The sequence below is a fragment of the Rhodococcus sp. IEGM 1354 genome (assembly GCF_030056855.1).
Lineage (GTDB): Bacteria > Actinomycetota > Actinomycetes > Mycobacteriales > Mycobacteriaceae > Rhodococcoides.
Genome location: NZ_JASHKT010000001.1, coordinates 707,942 through 726,267, shown reverse-complemented (window position 1 = coordinate 726,267; position 18,326 = coordinate 707,942). Strand labels below are relative to the sequence as shown.

Annotated in this window: 22 protein-coding genes; 13 read left to right on the top strand and 9 right to left on the bottom strand. The window is 63.4% G+C overall.

From position 1 onward, the window contains the following. Positions 1-76: 76 nt before the first annotated feature. From QM588_RS03645 to QM588_RS03620, 6 genes are all read left to right on the top strand, one after another. Positions 77-913, top strand: coding sequence for an alpha/beta fold hydrolase (locus QM588_RS03645; protein ID WP_283311521.1), 837 nt, complete (start codon positions 77-79; stop codon positions 911-913). Then, complete coding sequence (locus tag QM588_RS03640) at positions 906-1,496, top strand: TetR/AcrR family transcriptional regulator (RefSeq protein ID WP_283311520.1); 591 nt, start codon at positions 906-908, stop codon at positions 1,494-1,496. The genes QM588_RS03645 and QM588_RS03640 overlap by 8 nt, the downstream gene beginning before the upstream one ends. 127 nt (positions 1,497-1,623) lie before the next feature. Then, the gene (locus QM588_RS03635; protein WP_283311519.1) at positions 1,624-2,169 is read left to right on the top strand and encodes a GNAT family N-acetyltransferase; all 546 of its coding nucleotides are present in this window, start codon (positions 1,624-1,626) and stop codon (positions 2,167-2,169) included. Positions 2,170-2,405: 236 nt separating this feature from the next. Beyond that, positions 2,406-3,074: a hypothetical protein gene (locus QM588_RS03630; protein WP_283311518.1), complete on the top strand. Its 669-nt coding sequence runs from the start codon at positions 2,406-2,408 to the stop codon at positions 3,072-3,074. A gap of 93 nt (positions 3,075-3,167) precedes the next feature. Then, positions 3,168-3,830, top strand: a complete 663-nt coding sequence (locus QM588_RS03625) for a TetR/AcrR family transcriptional regulator (protein ID WP_283311517.1) — start codon at positions 3,168-3,170, stop codon at positions 3,828-3,830. A gap of 89 nt (positions 3,831-3,919) precedes the next feature. Then, a complete protein-coding gene (locus QM588_RS03620) occupies positions 3,920-5,074 on the top strand; it encodes an FAD-dependent oxidoreductase (protein WP_283311515.1) in 1,155 nt (384 codons plus the stop codon). On the opposite strand, the gene QM588_RS03615 is transcribed toward QM588_RS03620, so the two are convergent. Next, positions 5,037-5,900, bottom strand: a complete 864-nt coding sequence (locus tag QM588_RS03615) for a helix-turn-helix transcriptional regulator (RefSeq protein ID WP_283311514.1) — start codon at positions 5,898-5,900, stop codon at positions 5,037-5,039. The two genes, QM588_RS03620 and QM588_RS03615, sit on opposite strands and share 38 nt — an antisense overlap. A 150-nt stretch (positions 5,901-6,050) precedes the next feature. Here QM588_RS03615 and QM588_RS03610 point away from each other — a divergent pair, with 150 nt between their 5' ends. Continuing rightward, complete coding sequence (locus tag QM588_RS03610; RefSeq protein WP_283311511.1) at positions 6,051-6,860, top strand: NAD(P)H-dependent oxidoreductase; 810 nt, start codon at positions 6,051-6,053, stop codon at positions 6,858-6,860. Here QM588_RS03610 and QM588_RS03605 read toward each other — a convergent pair. Then, positions 6,832-7,308 (bottom strand): DinB family protein, encoded by a 477-nt coding sequence (locus QM588_RS03605; RefSeq protein WP_135046835.1) that lies wholly within the window; start codon positions 7,306-7,308, stop codon positions 6,832-6,834. The two genes, QM588_RS03610 and QM588_RS03605, sit on opposite strands and share 29 nt — an antisense overlap. A 133-nt stretch (positions 7,309-7,441) precedes the next feature. Here QM588_RS03605 and QM588_RS03600 point away from each other — a divergent pair, with 133 nt between their 5' ends. Beyond that, positions 7,442-7,864 (top strand): hypothetical protein, encoded by a 423-nt coding sequence (locus tag QM588_RS03600; RefSeq protein WP_245154411.1) that lies wholly within the window; start codon positions 7,442-7,444, stop codon positions 7,862-7,864. Positions 7,865-7,960: 96 nt separating this feature from the next. Continuing rightward, positions 7,961-8,983: an ABC transporter substrate-binding protein gene (locus tag QM588_RS03595; protein WP_135046834.1), complete on the top strand. Its 1,023-nt coding sequence runs from the start codon at positions 7,961-7,963 to the stop codon at positions 8,981-8,983. On the opposite strand, the gene QM588_RS03590 is transcribed toward QM588_RS03595, so the two are convergent. Beyond that, the gene (locus tag QM588_RS03590) at positions 8,958-10,241 is read right to left on the bottom strand and encodes an MFS transporter (RefSeq protein WP_283311507.1); all 1,284 of its coding nucleotides are present in this window, start codon (positions 10,239-10,241) and stop codon (positions 8,958-8,960) included. The two genes, QM588_RS03595 and QM588_RS03590, sit on opposite strands and share 26 nt — an antisense overlap. A gap of 194 nt (positions 10,242-10,435) precedes the next feature. Here QM588_RS03590 and QM588_RS03585 point away from each other — a divergent pair, with 194 nt between their 5' ends. Then, positions 10,436-11,626 carry a transposase gene (locus QM588_RS03585; protein ID WP_283311505.1) on the top strand — a complete coding sequence of 397 codons (1,191 nt, stop codon included), beginning with the start codon at positions 10,436-10,438 and terminating at the stop codon, positions 11,624-11,626. Between the two features lie 22 nt (positions 11,627-11,648). Here QM588_RS03585 and QM588_RS03580 read toward each other — a convergent pair whose 3' ends face one another. Next, complete coding sequence (locus QM588_RS03580) at positions 11,649-12,122, bottom strand: hypothetical protein (RefSeq protein ID WP_032400416.1); 474 nt, start codon at positions 12,120-12,122, stop codon at positions 11,649-11,651. A 76-nt stretch (positions 12,123-12,198) separates the two neighbouring features. Here QM588_RS03580 and QM588_RS03575 point away from each other — a divergent pair, with 76 nt between their 5' ends. Then, on the top strand, positions 12,199-12,891 hold the full coding sequence (locus QM588_RS03575) for a hypothetical protein (RefSeq protein WP_283311503.1): 693 nt from the start codon (positions 12,199-12,201) through the stop codon (positions 12,889-12,891). 45 nt (positions 12,892-12,936) lie between these two features. Next, entirely contained in the window at positions 12,937-13,245 is a 309-nt protein-coding gene (locus tag QM588_RS03570) for a hypothetical protein (RefSeq protein ID WP_283311502.1), read from the top strand. On the opposite strand, the gene QM588_RS03565 is transcribed toward QM588_RS03570, so the two are convergent. The 4 genes from QM588_RS03565 to QM588_RS03550 are packed head-to-tail and all read right to left on the bottom strand — an operon-like array spanning position 13,206 to position 16,984. After that, on the bottom strand, positions 13,206-14,522 hold the full coding sequence (locus QM588_RS03565; protein WP_283311501.1) for a hypothetical protein: 1,317 nt from the start codon (positions 14,520-14,522) through the stop codon (positions 13,206-13,208). The two genes, QM588_RS03570 and QM588_RS03565, sit on opposite strands and share 40 nt — an antisense overlap. Beyond that, positions 14,519-14,938 (bottom strand): hypothetical protein, encoded by a 420-nt coding sequence (locus QM588_RS03560; protein WP_283311500.1) that lies wholly within the window; start codon positions 14,936-14,938, stop codon positions 14,519-14,521. Before QM588_RS03560 ends, QM588_RS03565 begins: the two co-directional genes overlap by 4 nt. 1 nt (position 14,939) lies before the next feature. Beyond that, positions 14,940-15,104 carry a hypothetical protein gene (locus QM588_RS03555; protein ID WP_167326471.1) on the bottom strand — a complete coding sequence of 55 codons (165 nt, stop codon included), beginning with the start codon at positions 15,102-15,104 and terminating at the stop codon, positions 14,940-14,942. Continuing rightward, complete coding sequence (locus tag QM588_RS03550; protein WP_283311499.1) at positions 15,101-16,984, bottom strand: hypothetical protein; 1,884 nt, start codon at positions 16,982-16,984, stop codon at positions 15,101-15,103. The genes QM588_RS03555 and QM588_RS03550 overlap by 4 nt, the downstream gene beginning before the upstream one ends. A gap of 135 nt (positions 16,985-17,119) precedes the next feature. On the opposite strand from QM588_RS03550, the gene QM588_RS03545 reads away from it, so the two are divergent. After that, entirely contained in the window at positions 17,120-17,914 is a 795-nt protein-coding gene (locus QM588_RS03545) for a hypothetical protein (protein WP_283311497.1), read from the top strand. Here QM588_RS03545 and QM588_RS03540 read toward each other — a convergent pair whose 3' ends face one another. Then, a complete protein-coding gene (locus QM588_RS03540; RefSeq protein ID WP_045841083.1) occupies positions 17,915-18,322 on the bottom strand; it encodes a hypothetical protein in 408 nt (135 codons plus the stop codon). It lies immediately after the preceding gene. Positions 18,323-18,326 lie beyond the last annotated feature (4 nt).

Genomic DNA, 18,326 nt, shown 5'->3' with positions numbered 1-18,326 from the left:
TGAGGGGTTGACACCGTTGGCTAATCGGATTAGCTTTTAGCTACACCAGTTAGCCGACTCGTCCTCGGAGCCCACCATGACCGAAGTACTCGCCATCGGCGACAACACCCTCGCATACGACCTGACCGGCGACGGTCCCCTCGTCGTCCTCGCCCACGGCATCGGCGACAGCCGGCACGCCTACCGCTTTCTGGCACCGGCGCTGGTCGAGGCCGGATACCGGGTGGCGAATCTCGACATTCGCGGTTGCGGGGAGTCCAGCATCGAGTGGGACGGCTACAGCCGCACCGACATCGCCGGAGACCTCGTCGCCCTTGTTCGTCACCTCGGCGGCCCCGCGGTGATCATCGGACATTCCATCAGCGGCGGTGCAGCGACCATCGCCGCCGCCACCGCTCCCGAGCTGATCGTGGGCCTGATCGAGCTCGCTCCGTTCACTCGCGCAGTAACCTACTCGATGGGCGCACTGCTGACGAACAAGCGCTACCGCCGCGCGACCACACTGCTGGGTCGAACCCTGCTGAGCGGCAACATCAATGCCTGGCAGAAGTACCTCGATCTCGCGTATCCCACCAAGCCTGCCGACTGGGACGACGAGCTGGCCCGTATCGTCACCGTTCTCCGCGAGCCCGGACGAGCGAAAACCCTTCAGGCGATGTGCAAGTCGGCCCCCACCGATGCCGGCGCGCAACTGGGCAACGTTCAGTGCCCCGTCCTCGTCGTCGAAGGCGATGCCGATCCCGATTTCGCGGACCCCCGAGCCGAAGGCGACCGCATTGTCGCCGATCTGCCCACCGGCATCGGCGAGGTAGCCGTCCTCGACGGAGTCGGTCACTACCCACACACCCAGGCACCCGATGAGCCTCTCGCCGTAACACTTCCGTTCCTGGCCAAGGCGCTGCACCATGCCTAGGGCCGGCCTCGCGCCCGCATCGGTCACCGAAGCGGGTGCCGACCTCGCCGACGAGATCGGAATTGCGCAGATGTCGATGGGATTGGTGGCCGAACGACTCGGCGTCAAGACACCCTCGCTCTACAAACACGTCGACAACCTGGCCGACCTGGTGCACCGCGTGGGCATCCTGGCCATGAACGAACTGGGTGACACCATCCGCGACGCCATCGCGGGGCGGTCCGGACGCGAAGCCCTCGTCGCGGGAACGCGCGCAATGCGCGACTACGTCGTCGCCCATCCTGGCCGATATGCCGCGGGCAACGCCGCCCAGATCACCGGCCCCGACGACCCACTGATGGCTGCCGCCAACCGCGTCATGGAATCCTGGGCTGCGATGTTGCACGGCTACCGCATCGATCCGGCGCAACAGACGCATGCGCTCCGGATGCTGCGGAGCCTGCTGCACGGATTTGCCACTCTCCAAGCGGAACACAGCTTTCAACTCGGCACCGACCTCGACGAGAGCTTCGACTGGATGATCGACTTCGTAGACCAATCCTTGACTCGGGCTGCGAAACCGACGCGTTCGGAACATGATTGAGCCGTTGGCGGAGTCGGTCGGTCGGCGGTCGTGAAGTACCCTGCGCTTGAGGAACAATGGCGCAAATTTGAGGTGCGCATCCTCATTGGTCTGCGAAGCTACGCATAGGGATACGCCATGATCTGGTATGAAGGCGGATATGAGTGCGGGGGGAGAGCGACACATCGTCGCGGAAAGCGAACGACTGAGCTTGGGCTGGTTCCTGCCTGAGGACTTCGATGCTGTCCACGCTTTTGCTTCCGACCCGCGCGTATGTGAGTTCATGACGTGGGGGCCGAATAGTCCTGCTGACACGCACCGGTTCTTGGTGGAGCGGTTGACGCCCTCGGTGGATGACTACCAGCTTGCGATTATCGTCCGTGGCGAGGTCGTCGGCAGTGCGGCGGTGTGGGTGACAGATTCGACGAACAAGGTTGGCGAGCTAGGTTATTCGCTATCGGCTGCGGCATGGGGGCATGGCTATGCGACAGAGGCAGCCAGGGCACTCATCGGTGTCGGGCGTGATCGACTCGGGCTAGTGCGGATAGCGGCGACGTGCGATGTGTACAACTTCGCGTCGGCGCGGGTGCTGGAGAAGGTCGGGATGGTTCGTGAGGGCACTCTCCGATCGTTCAAGGTTGTCCGAGGTGAGCGACGCGATCACCACCTGTATTCCGTGATCGCGACCGGATAGCGCTTGGACGCGTGCGGTCTCGCGTCACGCCGCATTGATTGCGGCCGTGGGGTGTCGCGGTCGCGTCGAGCATCATCCTCGGGTAGGAAGCCCGCGGATTCGACTTTTGGGAAAATTTGTTGTTCTTTTACTTGTGCCAGGGATTGCACCAGGGTTTGCTGGCCATCCTGGAACAAACCGTTAGGTTTCCGCCGGTGGGAAAAGCGTGACGGTCGATCCTTCTGAAGGAGTAACCCATGCGGCGTTTCCCGACCCACCGAACGGTTCGCCGGGCGGTGTTGGCTGCGCTGATGACAGTGTCGCTCGGTGTCCTGGTTGCACCCACGGCCTCCGCGGACTGTGCGGGATTCGGATCGGAAACCGAACGGGTTACTTTCGCCCGCGATCGAGCTGCGATAGCTGCGATCGCGACTCCGACTGCTGTGGAGACGACCCCACGCCCTCCGTCCGGTGGACTTCCGGTGGCCGTGTACACGTTCGCCATCGACACTGGCATCAAGGGGGTACAAGCTGGCGAGAGCGTGAAGGTTGCTGCACCTCAGGATAATTCGAATGCACGCACCTTCGAGATCGGCAAACGGTACTTCCTCGCTCCGACCGAGTCGCGTCAAGATTCCGGCGGCGGCGATCTCACTCGTTTGGCTCCTTACGCGGACAATGCGTGTAGCCCGACGCCTGCTCTCGACGAGCTGAGTCCAGCGTTCGCCGATCAATGGACGCCGACGTCGGCGAGTTCCACGACCGCGCCCACCGGTAGTGCGACACCATTGGCGACGGCAGGGCACATGGTCGACGACGGCAGCACGGGTGACGACGGGGCGGGGCCGATTCTTCTCGGTGTGGTCGCAGTGGTGGTTGTCTTCGCCGGCGGTTCTGTTCTGCTCGTGCGTCGACTACTGCGGTAGCGATCGCCCAGTGGCGCGACCATCTGCTGGTGGCAGGCTGCGTGGGCGGCATTCAGGCATGGAACACCGTTCCAGTTGTGACAGGATTTGCGCATGCCCGAGAAGAAACCGACACCCACGCGACGGTCCGATGCCCTGTCCAAAGGGCGCATCGTGCAGGCAGCGATCGAGATGCTCGACGAGGGTGGCACCGACGCTTTGACGTTTCGCACTCTCGCCGCACACCTGTCCACCGGCGCCGGGGCGCTCTATCACCACGTCGGCAACAGGGAAGATCTACTCGCGGCAGCGGCCAACGCAGTCATGGCGTCGGTCCTGGAATCCTCGCCCGAGAACGAGCCGACAGAGCAGGGCATTCGCGGCGTGATGATGAGGGTGTTCGACATGATCACCACGCGGCCATGGGTGGCGACGCAACTCGCCGGCGCGCCGTGGCAGCCGGCCGTCATGCATCTGTTCGACCGCATCGGAACCGAACTGGACGTACGCGGAATTCCGGAGAATGCGCAGTTCGACGCCGCGTCCGTGCTCATGTACCACGCCCTCGGGGCTGCGAGTCAGCGCAATGCCGGGAGGCAACTGGCCGCCACGGTGACGGACCGCGCGACATTTCTCGACTCCACACGCTCGGCGGTGACGGACACCGGCGACTATCCGTTCCTGACCCGAATCGCGTCGCAATTCGCCGAACATGACGACAGAGAACAATTTCGGGCGGGTGTCGACATCATCCTGGCCGGTATCGACCGCGGTTGACGACCGCTAACCAACACCCCGCTTGACAGCTTTGGAACAGTGTTCCAATCTTAGTTGGAACAGCGTTCCAACAACGAGCGGAGACATTCATGAAGAAATCCATCTCGATCATCGGTGCAGGACTCGGCGGCCTGGTGCTGGCACGGGTACTGCACGTTCACGGAATCGCCGCCACGGTGTACGAGGCCGACGCCACGGCTGACGTGCGCACCCAAGGCGGGCAGCTCGACATCCACGAGGAGGACGGGCAGGTCGCCCTCGCCGCGGCCGGGCTGACCGAACAGTTCCGCGCCATCATTCACGAGGGAGGCGAAGCGACTCGCGTCCTGCGCCCCGACGGCGAGGCTCTACTCGACGAAGCCGACGACGGCACCGGCGGTCGACCGGAGGTACTGCGCGGCGACCTGCGACGCATTCTGCTCGACTCACTGCCGGCCGACACCGTTCAGTGGGGGCACAAGCTCACCGCCGTCCGCCCACTGGGCAATGGGCAACACACACTCGAGTTCGCGAACGGAACCACGGCGGTCAGCGATCTGCTCGTCGGAGCCGACGGCGCGTGGTCACGAGTCCGATCCCTGCTCTCGGCTGACCAACCCGAATACGTGGGTACCGTCTTCGTCGAGACCTACCTCCACGACGTCGACGTACGTCACCCCGCGACGGCTCGCGCAGTCGGCGGCGGTGCCATGTTCGCCCTCACCCCGGGTAAGGGAATCGCCGTGCACCGCGAGGCAGGCGATATCCTGCACACGTACGTTCAGCTCAATCGCAGCGCCGACTGGATCGACGCGATCGACTTCACCGACACCGCCTCGGCCAAAGCGACGGTCGCAGCCGAATTCGATGGGTGGGCACCGGAATTGACAGCATTGATCACCGACGGTCAAACCGCGCTGGTTCCCCGAAAGATCTTCACGCTCCCCAACGACCACCGCTGGGATCACACGCCGGGAGTAACCCTCGTGGGCGATGCCGCACACCTGATGCCTCCATCCGGAGACGGCGCGAATCTGGCGATGTTCGACGGCGCAGAACTCGCTCGCGCCATCGCCGATCAACCCGACAACATCGATGCGGCCCTGTCCGCCTACGAGAAGGCCATGTTCACCCGAAGTGAGACAGTGGCCATCCAGTCACACGAAACGCTCGACCTGTGTCTCGGGGAACGCTCCCCGTTCGGGATGATCGACCTGATCACCGGAGTCACCCCTGCGAGCTCTGGTGTTCGTCTCTCGCAGTAGCAGATTCACTGTCCGACGCCGTGTCGAGCGCGAGGGCTGCAAGAAGCCGCAGGCCGTCCTCGCTGGCACTGCCGGCCGCGGCGCTCAGGACGATCATCTCCATTCCCGGCTCACCCGGCAGAGCGAAGTTCTCCTGGTGAAGCTCCAACAGACCCACCAGCGGGTGACGGTAGGCCTTGCGCCCGTGCGTTCGAGCGCACACATCAGCGCGTGCCCACAGTCGACGGAATCGGTCACTGCCCATGGACAATTCGCCGATCAGTGACGCCAACTGGGGGTCGTCCGGATACTGTCCCGCAGCGAGCCGAAGGTGACCGACGACATCCATGGTGCAGGTGTTCCAGTCGTCGTACAGCCCCCGCTCGGTCTCTTCGAGAAAGATGTGTCGTGCAGTGTTCAACCCCGGGACGGGTTGGCCATACAGCACACGTGCAAGTCGGTTGGCCGCAAGCACATTCATGCGGTGGTCCATGATGAACGCAGGTGCCCCCTGGACCAGATCGAGGACGCGCAGGAGTTCCGGCCGCACCCGCCCCTTCGGGGTCTTCGCGGGCCGGCGACGTCGGCGGGCGAGCCGATCCAGGTGCGCCCGTTCGGTGTCGTCCAAAGCGAACACCCGCGCCAGAGCGTCGAGAATCTGGTCGGATGGCTGTGTGGCGCGGCCCTGTTCGAGGCGAACGTAGTAATCGATGCTGACGCCCGACAGGTGAGCGACCTCCTCGCGCCGCAGCCCGTCGACGCGGCGATATCGGTCGACGGGAATTCCGACCGAGGCCGGATCGACCCGGGCCCGCCGAATTCTCAAGAAGTTCGCCAAATCGTCCACACCTGAAGTATCCCTCGGATTCGTCGATCGAGAGTGGTACCGCCGATACCAGGAACACCGACCACAGGACATCGCGCCCCTGAACGAGACGGACAGAACGAGACAGGGTGAAAGCGTCACTCGAACACAACTCGACAACAAGGAGCACCCGTGAAGACGCTCATCGTCTACGCCCACCCAGAACCGCTGTCGCTCAACCACTCTCTCAAAGATGTTGCCGTCACCACATTGGAAGCCGGACGCCACGAAGTGCAGGTGACCGATCTCTACGCCTCCAACTGGAAGCCGGCGCTGGACGCATCGGACTACGGTCCTGCCGCGTCGTCGCCGCTGCGGGTGGCTGCAGATTCCGGACGGGCCTTCGACACTGGCACCCTCACGTCCGACGTCCGCACCGAGCAGGAAAAGCTGTTGTGGGCCGACACCATCATCTTCCAATTCCCCCTGTGGTGGTACTCGATGCCCGCGATCCTGAAGGGATGGGTGGACCGAGTGTTCACCTACCACTTCGCTTATGGCGTCGGCGAACACAGCGACACCAAGTACGGTGAGCGCTTCGGCGAGGGAACCCTCGCCGGCAAAAGAGCACTGCTGTCGGTCACCGTGGGCGGCCCTGAAGCCCACTACTCGGATCGAGGCATCAACGGCCCGATCGACGACCTGTTGTTCCCCATCCACCACGGGATCCTCTACTACCCGGGCATCGATGTTCTGCCTCCGTTCGTCGTCCACGGATCCGATCGATTGACGGCCGAGGAGTACGCGGTCGCAGCGAAGAACTGGGAACGGCGACTACTCGAACTCGAGACAACCGAACCAATAGCGTTCAGGAAACAGAACTTCGGCGATTACGAGATGCCGTCCCTTCGTCTCAAAGACGGCCTCGAGCAACCCGGGCAGTCGAGCTTCGCCTTACACGTGCGGCCGCCAGTCACTCCCGACGAAGGACGTCGCGGGTGAGCTCGAGCTGGCCGAGATGCTGAGACAGCTCACGCACCAAGTGTGTCAACACCCATTCCGGGGTGGCGGTTGCCAGCTCCGGACGCGTGGAACCCATGACGGTCCGATCGCGAATGCCCTCGCGTAATGCCAAATCCACCCACTCGGGCAGACGCGTACGAACGTCGTCGACCCGTGCGATCAGGTCATCGACCCGACCGGTGGCCGTGAATTCGGTGGCGCGGTCCCGCGGGATTTTCAGGCCGGCGATCACCGAGCCTCCCCAGTGCTCGATCACGGCGACACAGTGGAAGACGATGGCGTACGGACTGTTGGCGCCCGGCAGATCCGGTGTGGTGTTGGCCAGCTCGTCACCCAGGCCCCTGAGAATTTCCGTCATCGACGACAGGCTCTCGCCGGTGATCACGAGAGTGGCGTCGGCTACGCGCCTTTCGATGTCGTCGTGCATCACCGGACCGTACACCCAGCCATCTCGCGAACCCAGTGTCGATGGCGTCTCGATAGCTCGTTTGCCACCATCTCGCCTCGAATAGGAGAGAGGATGGGGCCATCGCCAGATTCCGAAACCAGTGGAGGTTGCCATGGCAAGGCTTGTTCAACGGGTTGCAGTGTGCGGTGCGGTAATGGTCGGTGCGGCGATCGCGTCGGCTGCAGTGGCGTCCGCAGAGGTGACGATCCCGTTCCAGTTCAACCCAGCCCCCTACGGAAACCCCAGGGGCAGTGTCGATTCACCGCCGAGCAATTGTGCCGTGGTGGTGGGCGAGCAACCCGGGATCGCCAAGGTCACGGACGTCCCGAACGCGAACACCGGCTGCTACCTCATCTCCGACGTGCGCTGGGTGAACCTGACCACCGGGGCCAGTGGCAACGCGCGATTGTCCGACGCCCTCTTCGGATCCCCGCACGAGGCAATTGTGTACAGCGGGCCAGGGCAAGTGGCACTCATCGGACTACCGACTTCTGCGACCACTGTGCCGGGGTTCGCGACGTTCTACGTTCCGTAGCCATTCGAGAAGGTATCGACCGCAGAACGTAGGACAGCACAATCGGGCGAGCGTGGACTAGATTAGGGCATCCAAACTACGCTCGAAGGAGACTCGATGAATCCCGTGGTGAATCGGCGGACTGCATTATCGATGACGTTCGTGTCGGTCGCCGGGCTCGTCGTAGCCGGCTGCGCCAATGGCTCGGCGGAACGTTCGGATGGTTCGAGCTCGACGGCGAACGTCGAGAGCGGCGCGTTCCCCGTGACGATCGAGCACAAGCTCGGTTCGACGACCATCAACACCGCTCCCACTCGTATCGCCGCGGTGGGCATCGGCGACTCCGACGTGCTGCTCTCGTTGGGTCTGACGCCTGTGCTGGTGCCGGTGTGGAAGGGCTCGACCGACGACGGCATCGGCATCTGGGCCGAACCGACAGTCAAGGGAGACGAACCGGTCGCGCTGGCGAATGCGACGACCGAGTTCGATGTGGAGACGATCGCCGCCGCTGCCCCCGATCTGATCATCGCCGTCAACAACGCCATCGACGAGGACGTCTATGCGCAGCTCAGTGCGATCGCGCCGACGGTGCTGCACGCTGCCGACCAGACCGACTGGGTGCTGCCGTGGCAGGAGGTGACCACCAGAATCGGACGCTCCGTAGGTTTGCCGAGTGCCGCTCAGGCCGAGGTCGACCGCGTCGAAGCCCTGGTGGCGCAGGCTCGAACCGACAATCCGCAGTTCGTCGGCAAGACGGCTGCATTGGTCATCAGGTGGAGTGACGGCAAGCTACGGGCGTTCAGTCCCGACTCGGCGCGGGCCCAGCTGTTGACCGCACTCGGCTTCGAGGCACCCGCCGCGTTGGCGTCCCAGTTCGAAGGCAAGCTGAACACCGAACTGTCGGCGGAAAGTTACAGCTTGCTCGACTGCGACTACCTCTTCTTCGACAATTACGAACTCCACCGCGAGTCCATGGAATCGCAGGAGACCTTCACCAGTCTGGGCGTCGTGCGCAACGGTGGATTGATCGCGCTGGATCCGATTGTCTCCGACGCAGTGTCGATGCCGAATCCGTTGACCATCCCGTTCGTGCTGTCTGCGTTCATCGACGACATCAAGGCTGTCGACGCGGCCAGATAGCGTCGGACATCGACGACCACACACCGAGCACGACGGCAGGCGCGGCGATGCAGCCGGCGACCACCAACCATGGGGTCGCCGCTGCAACGCTGCCGTCGTCGAGGCGATCGTAGAGATACCCGACGCCGATCGTGCCGATCAACGACAGACATCCACCGATGGTGTTGAGCAGTCCGAAATGTGCTCCCAGATAACGCTCTCCGGCAATTCGGGCGAGGGTGTCTCGCATCGACGGCACCATCAACATCTGCCCCAGATGCAGTAGTGCAATCCACGCTGCAATCTGCACGTACGGCCACACCGAGTCTGTGATGGTGCCTGGCCCTAGCGCCGGAATGACGAACGACGCCGCCATCACGGCCAAGCCGATGGTTGTTGCGGCTCGCGAGCCCATCCGTGCGGCAACAGCCACCATCGGCCGCTGACCGACGATCACCAGTACCGCTGCCCCCACGTAGAACCAGCCGAGCAGATCCTGAGAGCCGATGCGCAGCGAGAGTTGCTCGGGCAGCATCAGATACAGCTGAGCGAGCGCGACGAACTGTGCGCTGCACAGCGTGGCCAGGACGACGTAGCGTCGATTGCCCAACACCACACGCCAGACCCGGGTGATGGAAGTGCCGACGACACTGCCGGTTTCGATTGTCCTGGGGAACAGGAAGTAGAACCCGATCCACATGCCGGCGAACAAGATTGCGGCCACGGCGGCGGAGGCCGAGAACGGGAACACCAGGAGCACCGCTCCCAACGCGGGCCCGAGGACGGTGCCGAGCCGACTGCTCATCTGCTCGTAACCGAACAGTTCGGTGCGTTTGATGACGCCCGAGTCTTCGAGTTGTCGACCGATATCGGCGTTGGCGGATTCCACCGCAGGCGCGAACAGTGCTGCGGCGAAACCGATCAGCAGAATCCCGACGATCACAGCGGGGAGGCTGCTCGCAAGCGCCAGCACAACGAACCCGACGATGCGTATTGCTATGCCCCACAGAATAACCGGTCGACGACCGAAACGATCGGCGATGCTGCCGCCGAGAAAGAACATGCCCTGCTGACTGAACGTGCGCAGACCCAATACGAGCCCGACGATCCAGCTCGCGAAGCCTAGCTCCTCTGACAGATGCACCGCGAGAAACGGAACCACCAGATAGAAGCCGACATTGAACAACACCATCGATGCCAGCACGAGCTTGACCACCGACGGAAGGTCTCGTAGTCGACCTCGCGCCGACGCACCACCGACTCCAGGGTTGATCGTCACGAACGTCGACACTACTGGCGCGACAGCCGGTGCGGTCTCCTCAGCCCTTCAGGGTTCCCAGGTATTCGACCCTTGCTGACGATGTTCTCGATCTCATAAGCTCTGATCATGACATCGCGCGCCGGCGGCTGGGACGATCGTGGCAGCGCAGATCCTTGGAATGTCTCGACGTCCATTCCTAGAGAGCAGGTTTCGTGAAGCACTCCGGAATCGTCGACGCCGACCATCATCAGTTCGTCGTCGGGTCACAATCCGCAGAGACCTACGAACCTGCTGTGACCGGCAGCGTCATGGAAGTGGGGCGGAATTTCGTTACTGTCATGACAGGAGTCGCGTACGGCCCGGTATCGGTGACGGTCGAACTGCTTACTACCGCTCCCGGCGACCCTGGCGCTGAGGTCGAGTGGGAGGTCATCGAAGAAGCCACGATCAAAGTGAGCACACCGTTCCGGGTCATCACTCTCGATGGTGAGATCTCGCAGGATTTCCCAGCGCTGTCGATAACGAAGGGCCTCAACACCTTCCGCGTCAGCGCGCGAGGTCGAGATGCGAGCCCGGACCAGACCGTCACCGCACCCACCGAGTCCTACCTCGTGCAGGTCTGGAAAGTTACCCAGCCCGCCGCACTGCGGCGACTCCACAAGACCGACACGGTGGGGAACGACGACATCACCGTCCACAAGGTCCGAAGCTGGTGGGACCCGGATCCCGTCGCAGACGCGACCCTGTACATCAAGTACGGCTACGAGCACATGGCGAACCAAGTGAAACAGAACGCGATCAACTGGGGTGGGCGACCACCCACCGACAAGCTGGACCGGGTCGCCACGTCCCAACAGTTCGCGTTTCACGATCGAATGCTCGTCGACGCCCTCGCGCGCGCCCGCGCACCGAAACTTCGCAAGATCGCAGCATGGGCCGTGCGCAGGTCTTACACGTTGGCCGGCGTTGCAGATATCGACTGGATTCGTGCCGGACTCGAGGCGTTCGAGAACAACGTCCCGCTCCCGGCACCGTTCGACGACAGGCACAGCACGAAAGTGTGGGACGCCTTCAACGCCGACACCCGCATCCAGATGTGGGTCACATCGGACAGCGGCGAGCAGGTCCCGACGGCGGCTTCAGTAGCGATCAATTCTTTGACCGAGGCCAGCGGAGACGAGCCGTTCACAGCCCTGTTCTACGCCCTGGAAACCTTGCTCAAGGTGCAATATCAGGTCGACCACCCGAACCAGTTGCCATTCCAAAGGCCGGATTACGACCATGTGGGACTCATCTCCGTCGTACGTCGCGAGTTCTTTCCGAAACTGGCCCCCGCCGACCGATACGAACGCTGGATCGGTCACACGATCGACGATGTGCTGCAAGCAGATGCAGGGCGATGACGGCGCAGGTGTGCTCGATCGATCACGTGCTCTCTGCGAGGTCGCCCATTCGTGTGATGGTGCCGTTCCTGTCGCGCCACACAGCTACGTCGTCGACGAGCTGAGGGCTCATGAACCCGCCGGCATCACCCCACGGCCACGCTGTGTGGGCCTCGGCTACTGCGTTTTGGACAAGATCCGCCATCGACCACAACGCAGCATCTTCATCGGCATCGATGTTCGCGCCGGTGCCGTTGCCGTTGAGGCCGTTGGCTCGCCGACCGGTGATGGTAACCGCGCTAGCAAGCCACACCGCGCCGCCGTCGGGGTCGTACTCGGCTACCCAATCGATGTGTTCGATCAGACCGCTGTACTGGCGCACATGCAGATCACGGCTGAGTCGGTGGATAGCACGCAACCACGGGTCAGGCAGGTCGACATGCGTTATCTCGACTCCACGCGATGGCGTCCATTGCCCGGTCAACACTTGCTCTCGGTTCGGGAAGAAGGGGTGCACTACGTGAGTATCCCAGCTGCACATGGGCGGCCGGGTATCAGATGCGAACCGCTACTCCCTGTTAGGGTTTGCCGGCATGAGGTGGTCGATCATCCCGGTTGCTGCAGTGTTCGTGGCAACCGCATGCGGCACACCGGCCGTGGACCCACCCAGCACAACGTCACCGACGCCCGAGCGCTACTTCACCACCGCTCCCGTCAACGCTCCAGTCGACGACACCGCTGTATGCGTGGACTCCGACCAGCCGAACATCACCGAGGACGATTACGTCACCTACTGGCAGACCGTGTTCGACGACCAGCGTGCCGCCTACCCGGATCAATCGTTCCCATCACCTGCACAGATCGCCGAGGACAAGAGCGCGGAATGGCAGCTAGGGCCGAACGACGAAGTTCCGAGCGGCGCAGACGCAGCCTTCTCGAATGCAGTGTGCGGCTTGCCCATCAACGACGGGCAGCTGCACTCGGGAGTCGAGTTCCGCGCCCTCCGAGGCCAGGTTGCACAGTACGGACGAGCGACGTGCAACTCGATCGCCGGTTCCGGAGTTCCCCAGATGTGGGAGCAACTGCATCCGAGCGATCGGGCGGCACCGTCGATTCCTAGCGATCAGGTCGCTCAATACGATCTTCTCGTCTACTCGGCGCTGGCATACGTATGCCCGCAACTGGCCGACTACCAGGGCCTGCCCGTCATGAAGGACTGTGCCGACTTCACGCCCGACCCCTCGGCAGATCCCGAAGCGGGGGTTTTCTGTCGCGGTGAACGCTGAACTCAGGATGTCGTCGTCTGTCACGCACTCCGTCATGATGTACCGGTGCCATCTATCGATCCGTTCCATGCCCTCGTTCTGATGAACGCCGTGTTCGCCTCAGCAGCTTGGTCTCTGGCCAGGCCGTCGTGGCCCGCGGCGATATCGCTGGGTGTCGTCTCGGTGCTGTGGCTGTTCTTCAACGCCCCTATCGAAGGCCGAACGTTGTACGTGGTCGACGCAGAACGGGGTCTCACCGAGTCCGACTTCATGACACTCGCCGGGTTGGTGTTGGCAGCGGTGACGATTGTCAGGGTCCGGCGCGGGCGGCCCGATCACGCACCGAACAGCAGGAACAATCCACCGAATGTGTAGAGCACCATCACGACCATCATGGCGAGTTGACCGGTGGCCGCGTGTTCTTTCGGCAGAGTTTGCAGCGACGCGTCGTGGGCGAGGATGATGCCCACCAGGTGCCCCACCACGACCGCCAGGACGGCGATACCGGCGACAACCGACGGGTGGTTGGACAGGACGTAGGAGACCGATGCATCCCGCAGCCCCAGTACATTCGCACCATTACCGAGTGGATCCGACAGCGAAATGATTGTCTGCTGCCCCTTTTCGACGAAGTACGTGAGGTAGTGAGCCGTCAGGTAACCCACCACGATCGGGATCAGAGAATGGGCGAGCAGGCCGGGTAGCGCGGCACGGCGAACACGCGACACTCCCCCGGTGGCACGGGCCGCAGACCAGAACGCCGCTCCGACAACGCAGATGACGGCAATCAACCCGAGAGTTCTGGTCGGCACCGATCCTAGAGCGGAATCGTCGACCAGCGAACGCCATGCCGGTATCTGCCCGATGCTGTCGAAGGCGGTGGACCCGAGCAGAACGGCGAGCACTGCCACCGTGCCCCGCTGCACCGGAAGGCTCACCGCACCGTCGAGCGGTGACCGCAGCGCCAGAAGGCCGGACGCGGCATCTCGGGTGAGTGGAGACAACCGGGACAAGGTGTCGCTGTATACCTCGAAAGGGTCTGCACAAGAGAACCATTCGTCACCGAAGATCGCCGCACCGACCGCCATCGACACGACGTACACCGCGCACCACAGACGAACAGCCGGTACCGAGCCCGAATCGGGTGAGGCCAGTTCGAGCCAGACGAACGCGAAGAGTCCGACAACTCCTGGTACGCAGCCCCATTGGCGACGGTAGGCGACCATCGCCGCTGACGTCGGACGACGCAACAGTCCGCACACGACGCGGTGTAGTGCCCGCATCGGAGACACGATTCGCCAGAACGGCCCGAACACCAGCGATGCCGGAACGATGCCCACCCACACCAGAACGTAGAAGGTGCCGAGCAACGCGTTGCTGGAATCCTGTGGCCCCCACACCGATGCTGCGGCGACAGTGCCCGCCAGCAACACCGACAAGGTCCCGACGAGCCCCCGGACCACCGCCGAATCAGCCACCACCGTCGTCCGCGGCAACGCCACGACGACACGCGTGGGGTCGAGTCTGGGGCGACGCCACGCGAACAACAGCAGCACGAACGACGCCGCCAGCGCCCACGCCCCTCCGATCAAGGCGTAGGTGACAGGAATCGGCAGATCGGTCGATCCGCCGAGGCCGTGGGCGAGAATCACGGACGAACGACGAGCGTGGCGACAGTGCGGTCGCTGTGGTGCAGTTCGATATCCACCTGTCCGGGTACGTCGACGGTGAACGTGAACAGCTGATCTTTACCCGGCTCGATCTCGAAGGTGTGCTCGGGAACCGAATGCACGTGCAGTTCGTCCGTGACATCACTGGTGATGGACATCGAAATCGTCTGCCCCACAGAGGCGTCGAGGCGCTGATTGGTCGGTTCGACCGTTCCGCCATCGATCGACAGACTCATCCGCAGGGTATCGGGTTCCGCGGACACCGACGCGGCGGAGTCGGTGCTGGGCACCGGTTCTGCTGTGGTGGGCGAGGTACCGCCGGACGACGATCCGCAGCCGGCCACCAACGCCACCGTTGCACATCCGATGATCGCTGCCCGCACTGGCGACAGTCCCATGTCAGTGCTCTCCTTCTTGTTCGAGTTTCTCTGCGCGCTCCGCCCGGCGGTCCTTCCTGACGACGTACAGCACCGCGGCCACGATGATCAACGCGGGCGCGACCGCCGGAATAGCCAGCACCACAGAGTGATCGGCGAGATAGACGACGTCGGATGCTGCCGTCATACGGAGCTCGAATCGAGCGTCCTGCGTGACACCGATGCTCCCGGGGTCTCGGTACTGATGCGCACTGCGCCCCACGACAGAGCCCAGATCAATGCCAGAGTGCAGACGAGCACAACCAGTGATGCGGCACCGAACAGCCACGCCGGGTGATCGAAGCTCCGCTCACGCTGCAGCAGCGCAGTCTCGCTCTGCAGCTGCCGTGTGAACTGGGCGTCAGCCGAGACCTCGGATGCGCCGATGCCGGGATCGGCCGCCATGAAGATCGGCGTTCCGGTCAACGTTCGACCGTCCTGGATACGCAGGAACGTCTTCCACGTTCCGTGCGCCGGAACCGGACGGGTCGACCGATACATGCCGGGCCCGGTCCGTTCGAGACGATCGACGACCAGACCACGCAGAGTATCGCCGGCTCCCTGCCATGCCAGGATCGCCACCCACTCGGGGTCGTCGGACACCAGATCGGCTGGATCGAGACGGACCGTCGCCGTCACCATCCGGCCACCGTCCTGCGGCGCAGCATCGGCGAGAGTGACCGTCGCCGTTGCGTTTTCCGGTACATCGATCATCAAACCGTTGGCTGTTGCGCCGCCGAGGACGAGTACCAACGCGACGACGATCGTGCGCCGGACGGCAGGTGCCGGCAGCCCGTCCCCGCTGAGCAGTTGCGCGAACAGTCCCGCCGTCAGCCCACACATGACGCCGACGGGTACTGCCATCGCGAGTGCCTCGACCCACATCGACGTCGGCCACGGGTAGACGAATGCTGCTTCTATCCACAACGATTCGAGCCACAAGCCCACGGTTGCGGCAGCGAATCCAGCGAGCATTCCGAATCGAAGTCTGTGCACCACGAGCGGAGTGAGACCGACGAGTTCGACCACCACCGCGATCCCGAGGAACAGCGCGAAGACGTTGTGCGGTTCACCCAGAACTGGACCGACGACGAATGCCGTCAGCTCGCGAATGACCGCGGCAAATGCGACGACGAACAGAGTCGCGCCCCGTCCCACGACAAGTCGTGCGGCGACGAGTGCGAACGCGCCGGCACCGACGATGAGCATCGGTTGGAACACCAACCGGAACTGCTCAACTCCGAAATCGAATTCGATCTGGAACACCGACAGCCCGATGAGGAGACCACCGAAGGCGCTGGCCTTGAGAATCCAGGACAACACCGAGCGTCTGGGCCCCTGCGCAGTCTCGTCCACCTCGTCGGGGGACGTCTGCTGTGCTGCGGCGAGCGCCAGTCTGCCTTCGTGCTCGAGCAGCAGGACTCCGATCAGAGACAGTCCGGCACCGCCGATCAGCATCAGGTGCGTCGGGCCCCACAGCGTGACGTCCTGGCCGAAGATGCGGTGCCAGATGTCGTCCAACGGAAAACCGATGAGCGCATACAGTCCACTGCCCGCGATCAGCAGACCGCCCGTCGGCGCATACCAGGTGCGGGTGATCTTGACGGCCGCACGACCGGGCTTCTCGTCGAGCGGCAGGATGATCGCCAGCGCGCCCGCGATGAACAGGAAGAACAAGCCGACCAGGATGAAGTAGTGGGCCGGGTTGGCCAGTGGTCCCTCGTCGCGCCCTCGTCCGATGTGCAGGCTGACGTCCCAGATGAACCCGAAGAATGCCGTCAGGATCGTCGAGACGAACAGGACCAGCGGCAACGCAGCCCAGCCGGGCAAATTCAGCTTCGATCCCGCGTAGTCCGCCAGCCTCGCCAACCACGTGATGCGGCGAGTGCGGTGCATGAATGCCAGGTACAGCAGAAACAACGACACGACGGCCGCGGCTGCCGTCATACCGAAGACCTGGTCCAGCGCCGCGCCTCCGCTTTCCGACTGAGCAATGACGTTACCCGTCGTCACACTTACATTGACCATAGCGAGAGTATGGACCACAGGCCGCCATTTCGGTGAAGTTCGGGACAATCGGTGGCTCACTGCTCTTCGATCCAGTCCTACAGAGTGATGTGCGCCCGGCCCCTCGATGATTGACTCTCGTCCGTGAGTCACCCAATGAGTAAGCCCATCCACCGCGGCCGCTGGTCGATCGTTCTGTTGGCATGTGCAGGAGCAGCATTGGTGGCCGCGTTCGTTCTCGGACCGGCCGCGCTGCTGCGCGGAAGTTATCCCCAGTTCCAGGATCAATCCGCCATGGGCGAGCTGCTCGGCCGCGGATTGGTCGAGTACTGGGGCAGCGGCGTCCGCACCTTTCCTCCCGGATTGGCGGAGATGGTGGACTACTGGTTCGCGTGGCACGCCATCAAGATCGTCATCTCGGTACTGTTGACCACCGTTCTGGGCCTGCTGGCGGCGACGCTGTGGAGGCGATCCCTGGCTGCCGGAATGGGTTACGTGATCGCTGCGGGTACTTCGGCCGTGCTGTCGCTGTTTTCGGTGTTCGTGGCCGTGATCAACATCCAGTCGACGGTCGCTCCCGTCGTCGCGCTGCTTCCGATGCTCTCCGATGACAACGCGGACGGCAAGGCGGCGCAGTCACTGATCGAAAACGGTGTGCAGAGCGGAGATACGAGGCCGCCTCTGCTCGAGCTGCTCACACAGGTCGAGCACTACAACTGGGCGGTGATCGTCGCGACGGGTGTGGTGATCGCCGTTGTCGGTCCCGCAACCGTGATCGCGTTCCGTCGGTACGCGGCGACGGACACGACAGACGCTACTCACCGTCGAATGTTCGTCACCCTCGGTTCACTCGGCGCGCTGATGACGATCGGGATGGCGCTGCTCTTCGTCGCTGCCGTCGTGGCGGTCGTCGATCCGGGAGACGCGCTCCTCGGATCAGTCGGCGTGTAACTACTGCCGGCTGCGGTCGCGGGCACGCGCGCGGAATTGGCCGATCGCGAGGATGGTCAACGCGACCCCCAACAGGGTGAGGGGGATTTGGGCGCGGGGCGCGTCGATATCGAGTACGAGGATCTGCCACACCACCCACCCGATGGTCACCAACCCCACGAACACGACACACGTCGGAGCGTCGTACGCATCGACGAGCACAGCAGCAACCGAGATCAACGATCCGAGTCCGAGAAAAATCAGCACGAACAGCCCGGAGATGCGGTAGTCCCAGGTATGCCACGCAGGGAGCATGTCGACATCCAAGCCCAGTGACCGCCCGGTGGGGTCGGAGGTCAACGACATTCCATTGAACGTTCCGGCTGCACCCAACAGGATCAGCAGTGCCACCGTCGAGAGCTTGTTCACGGTG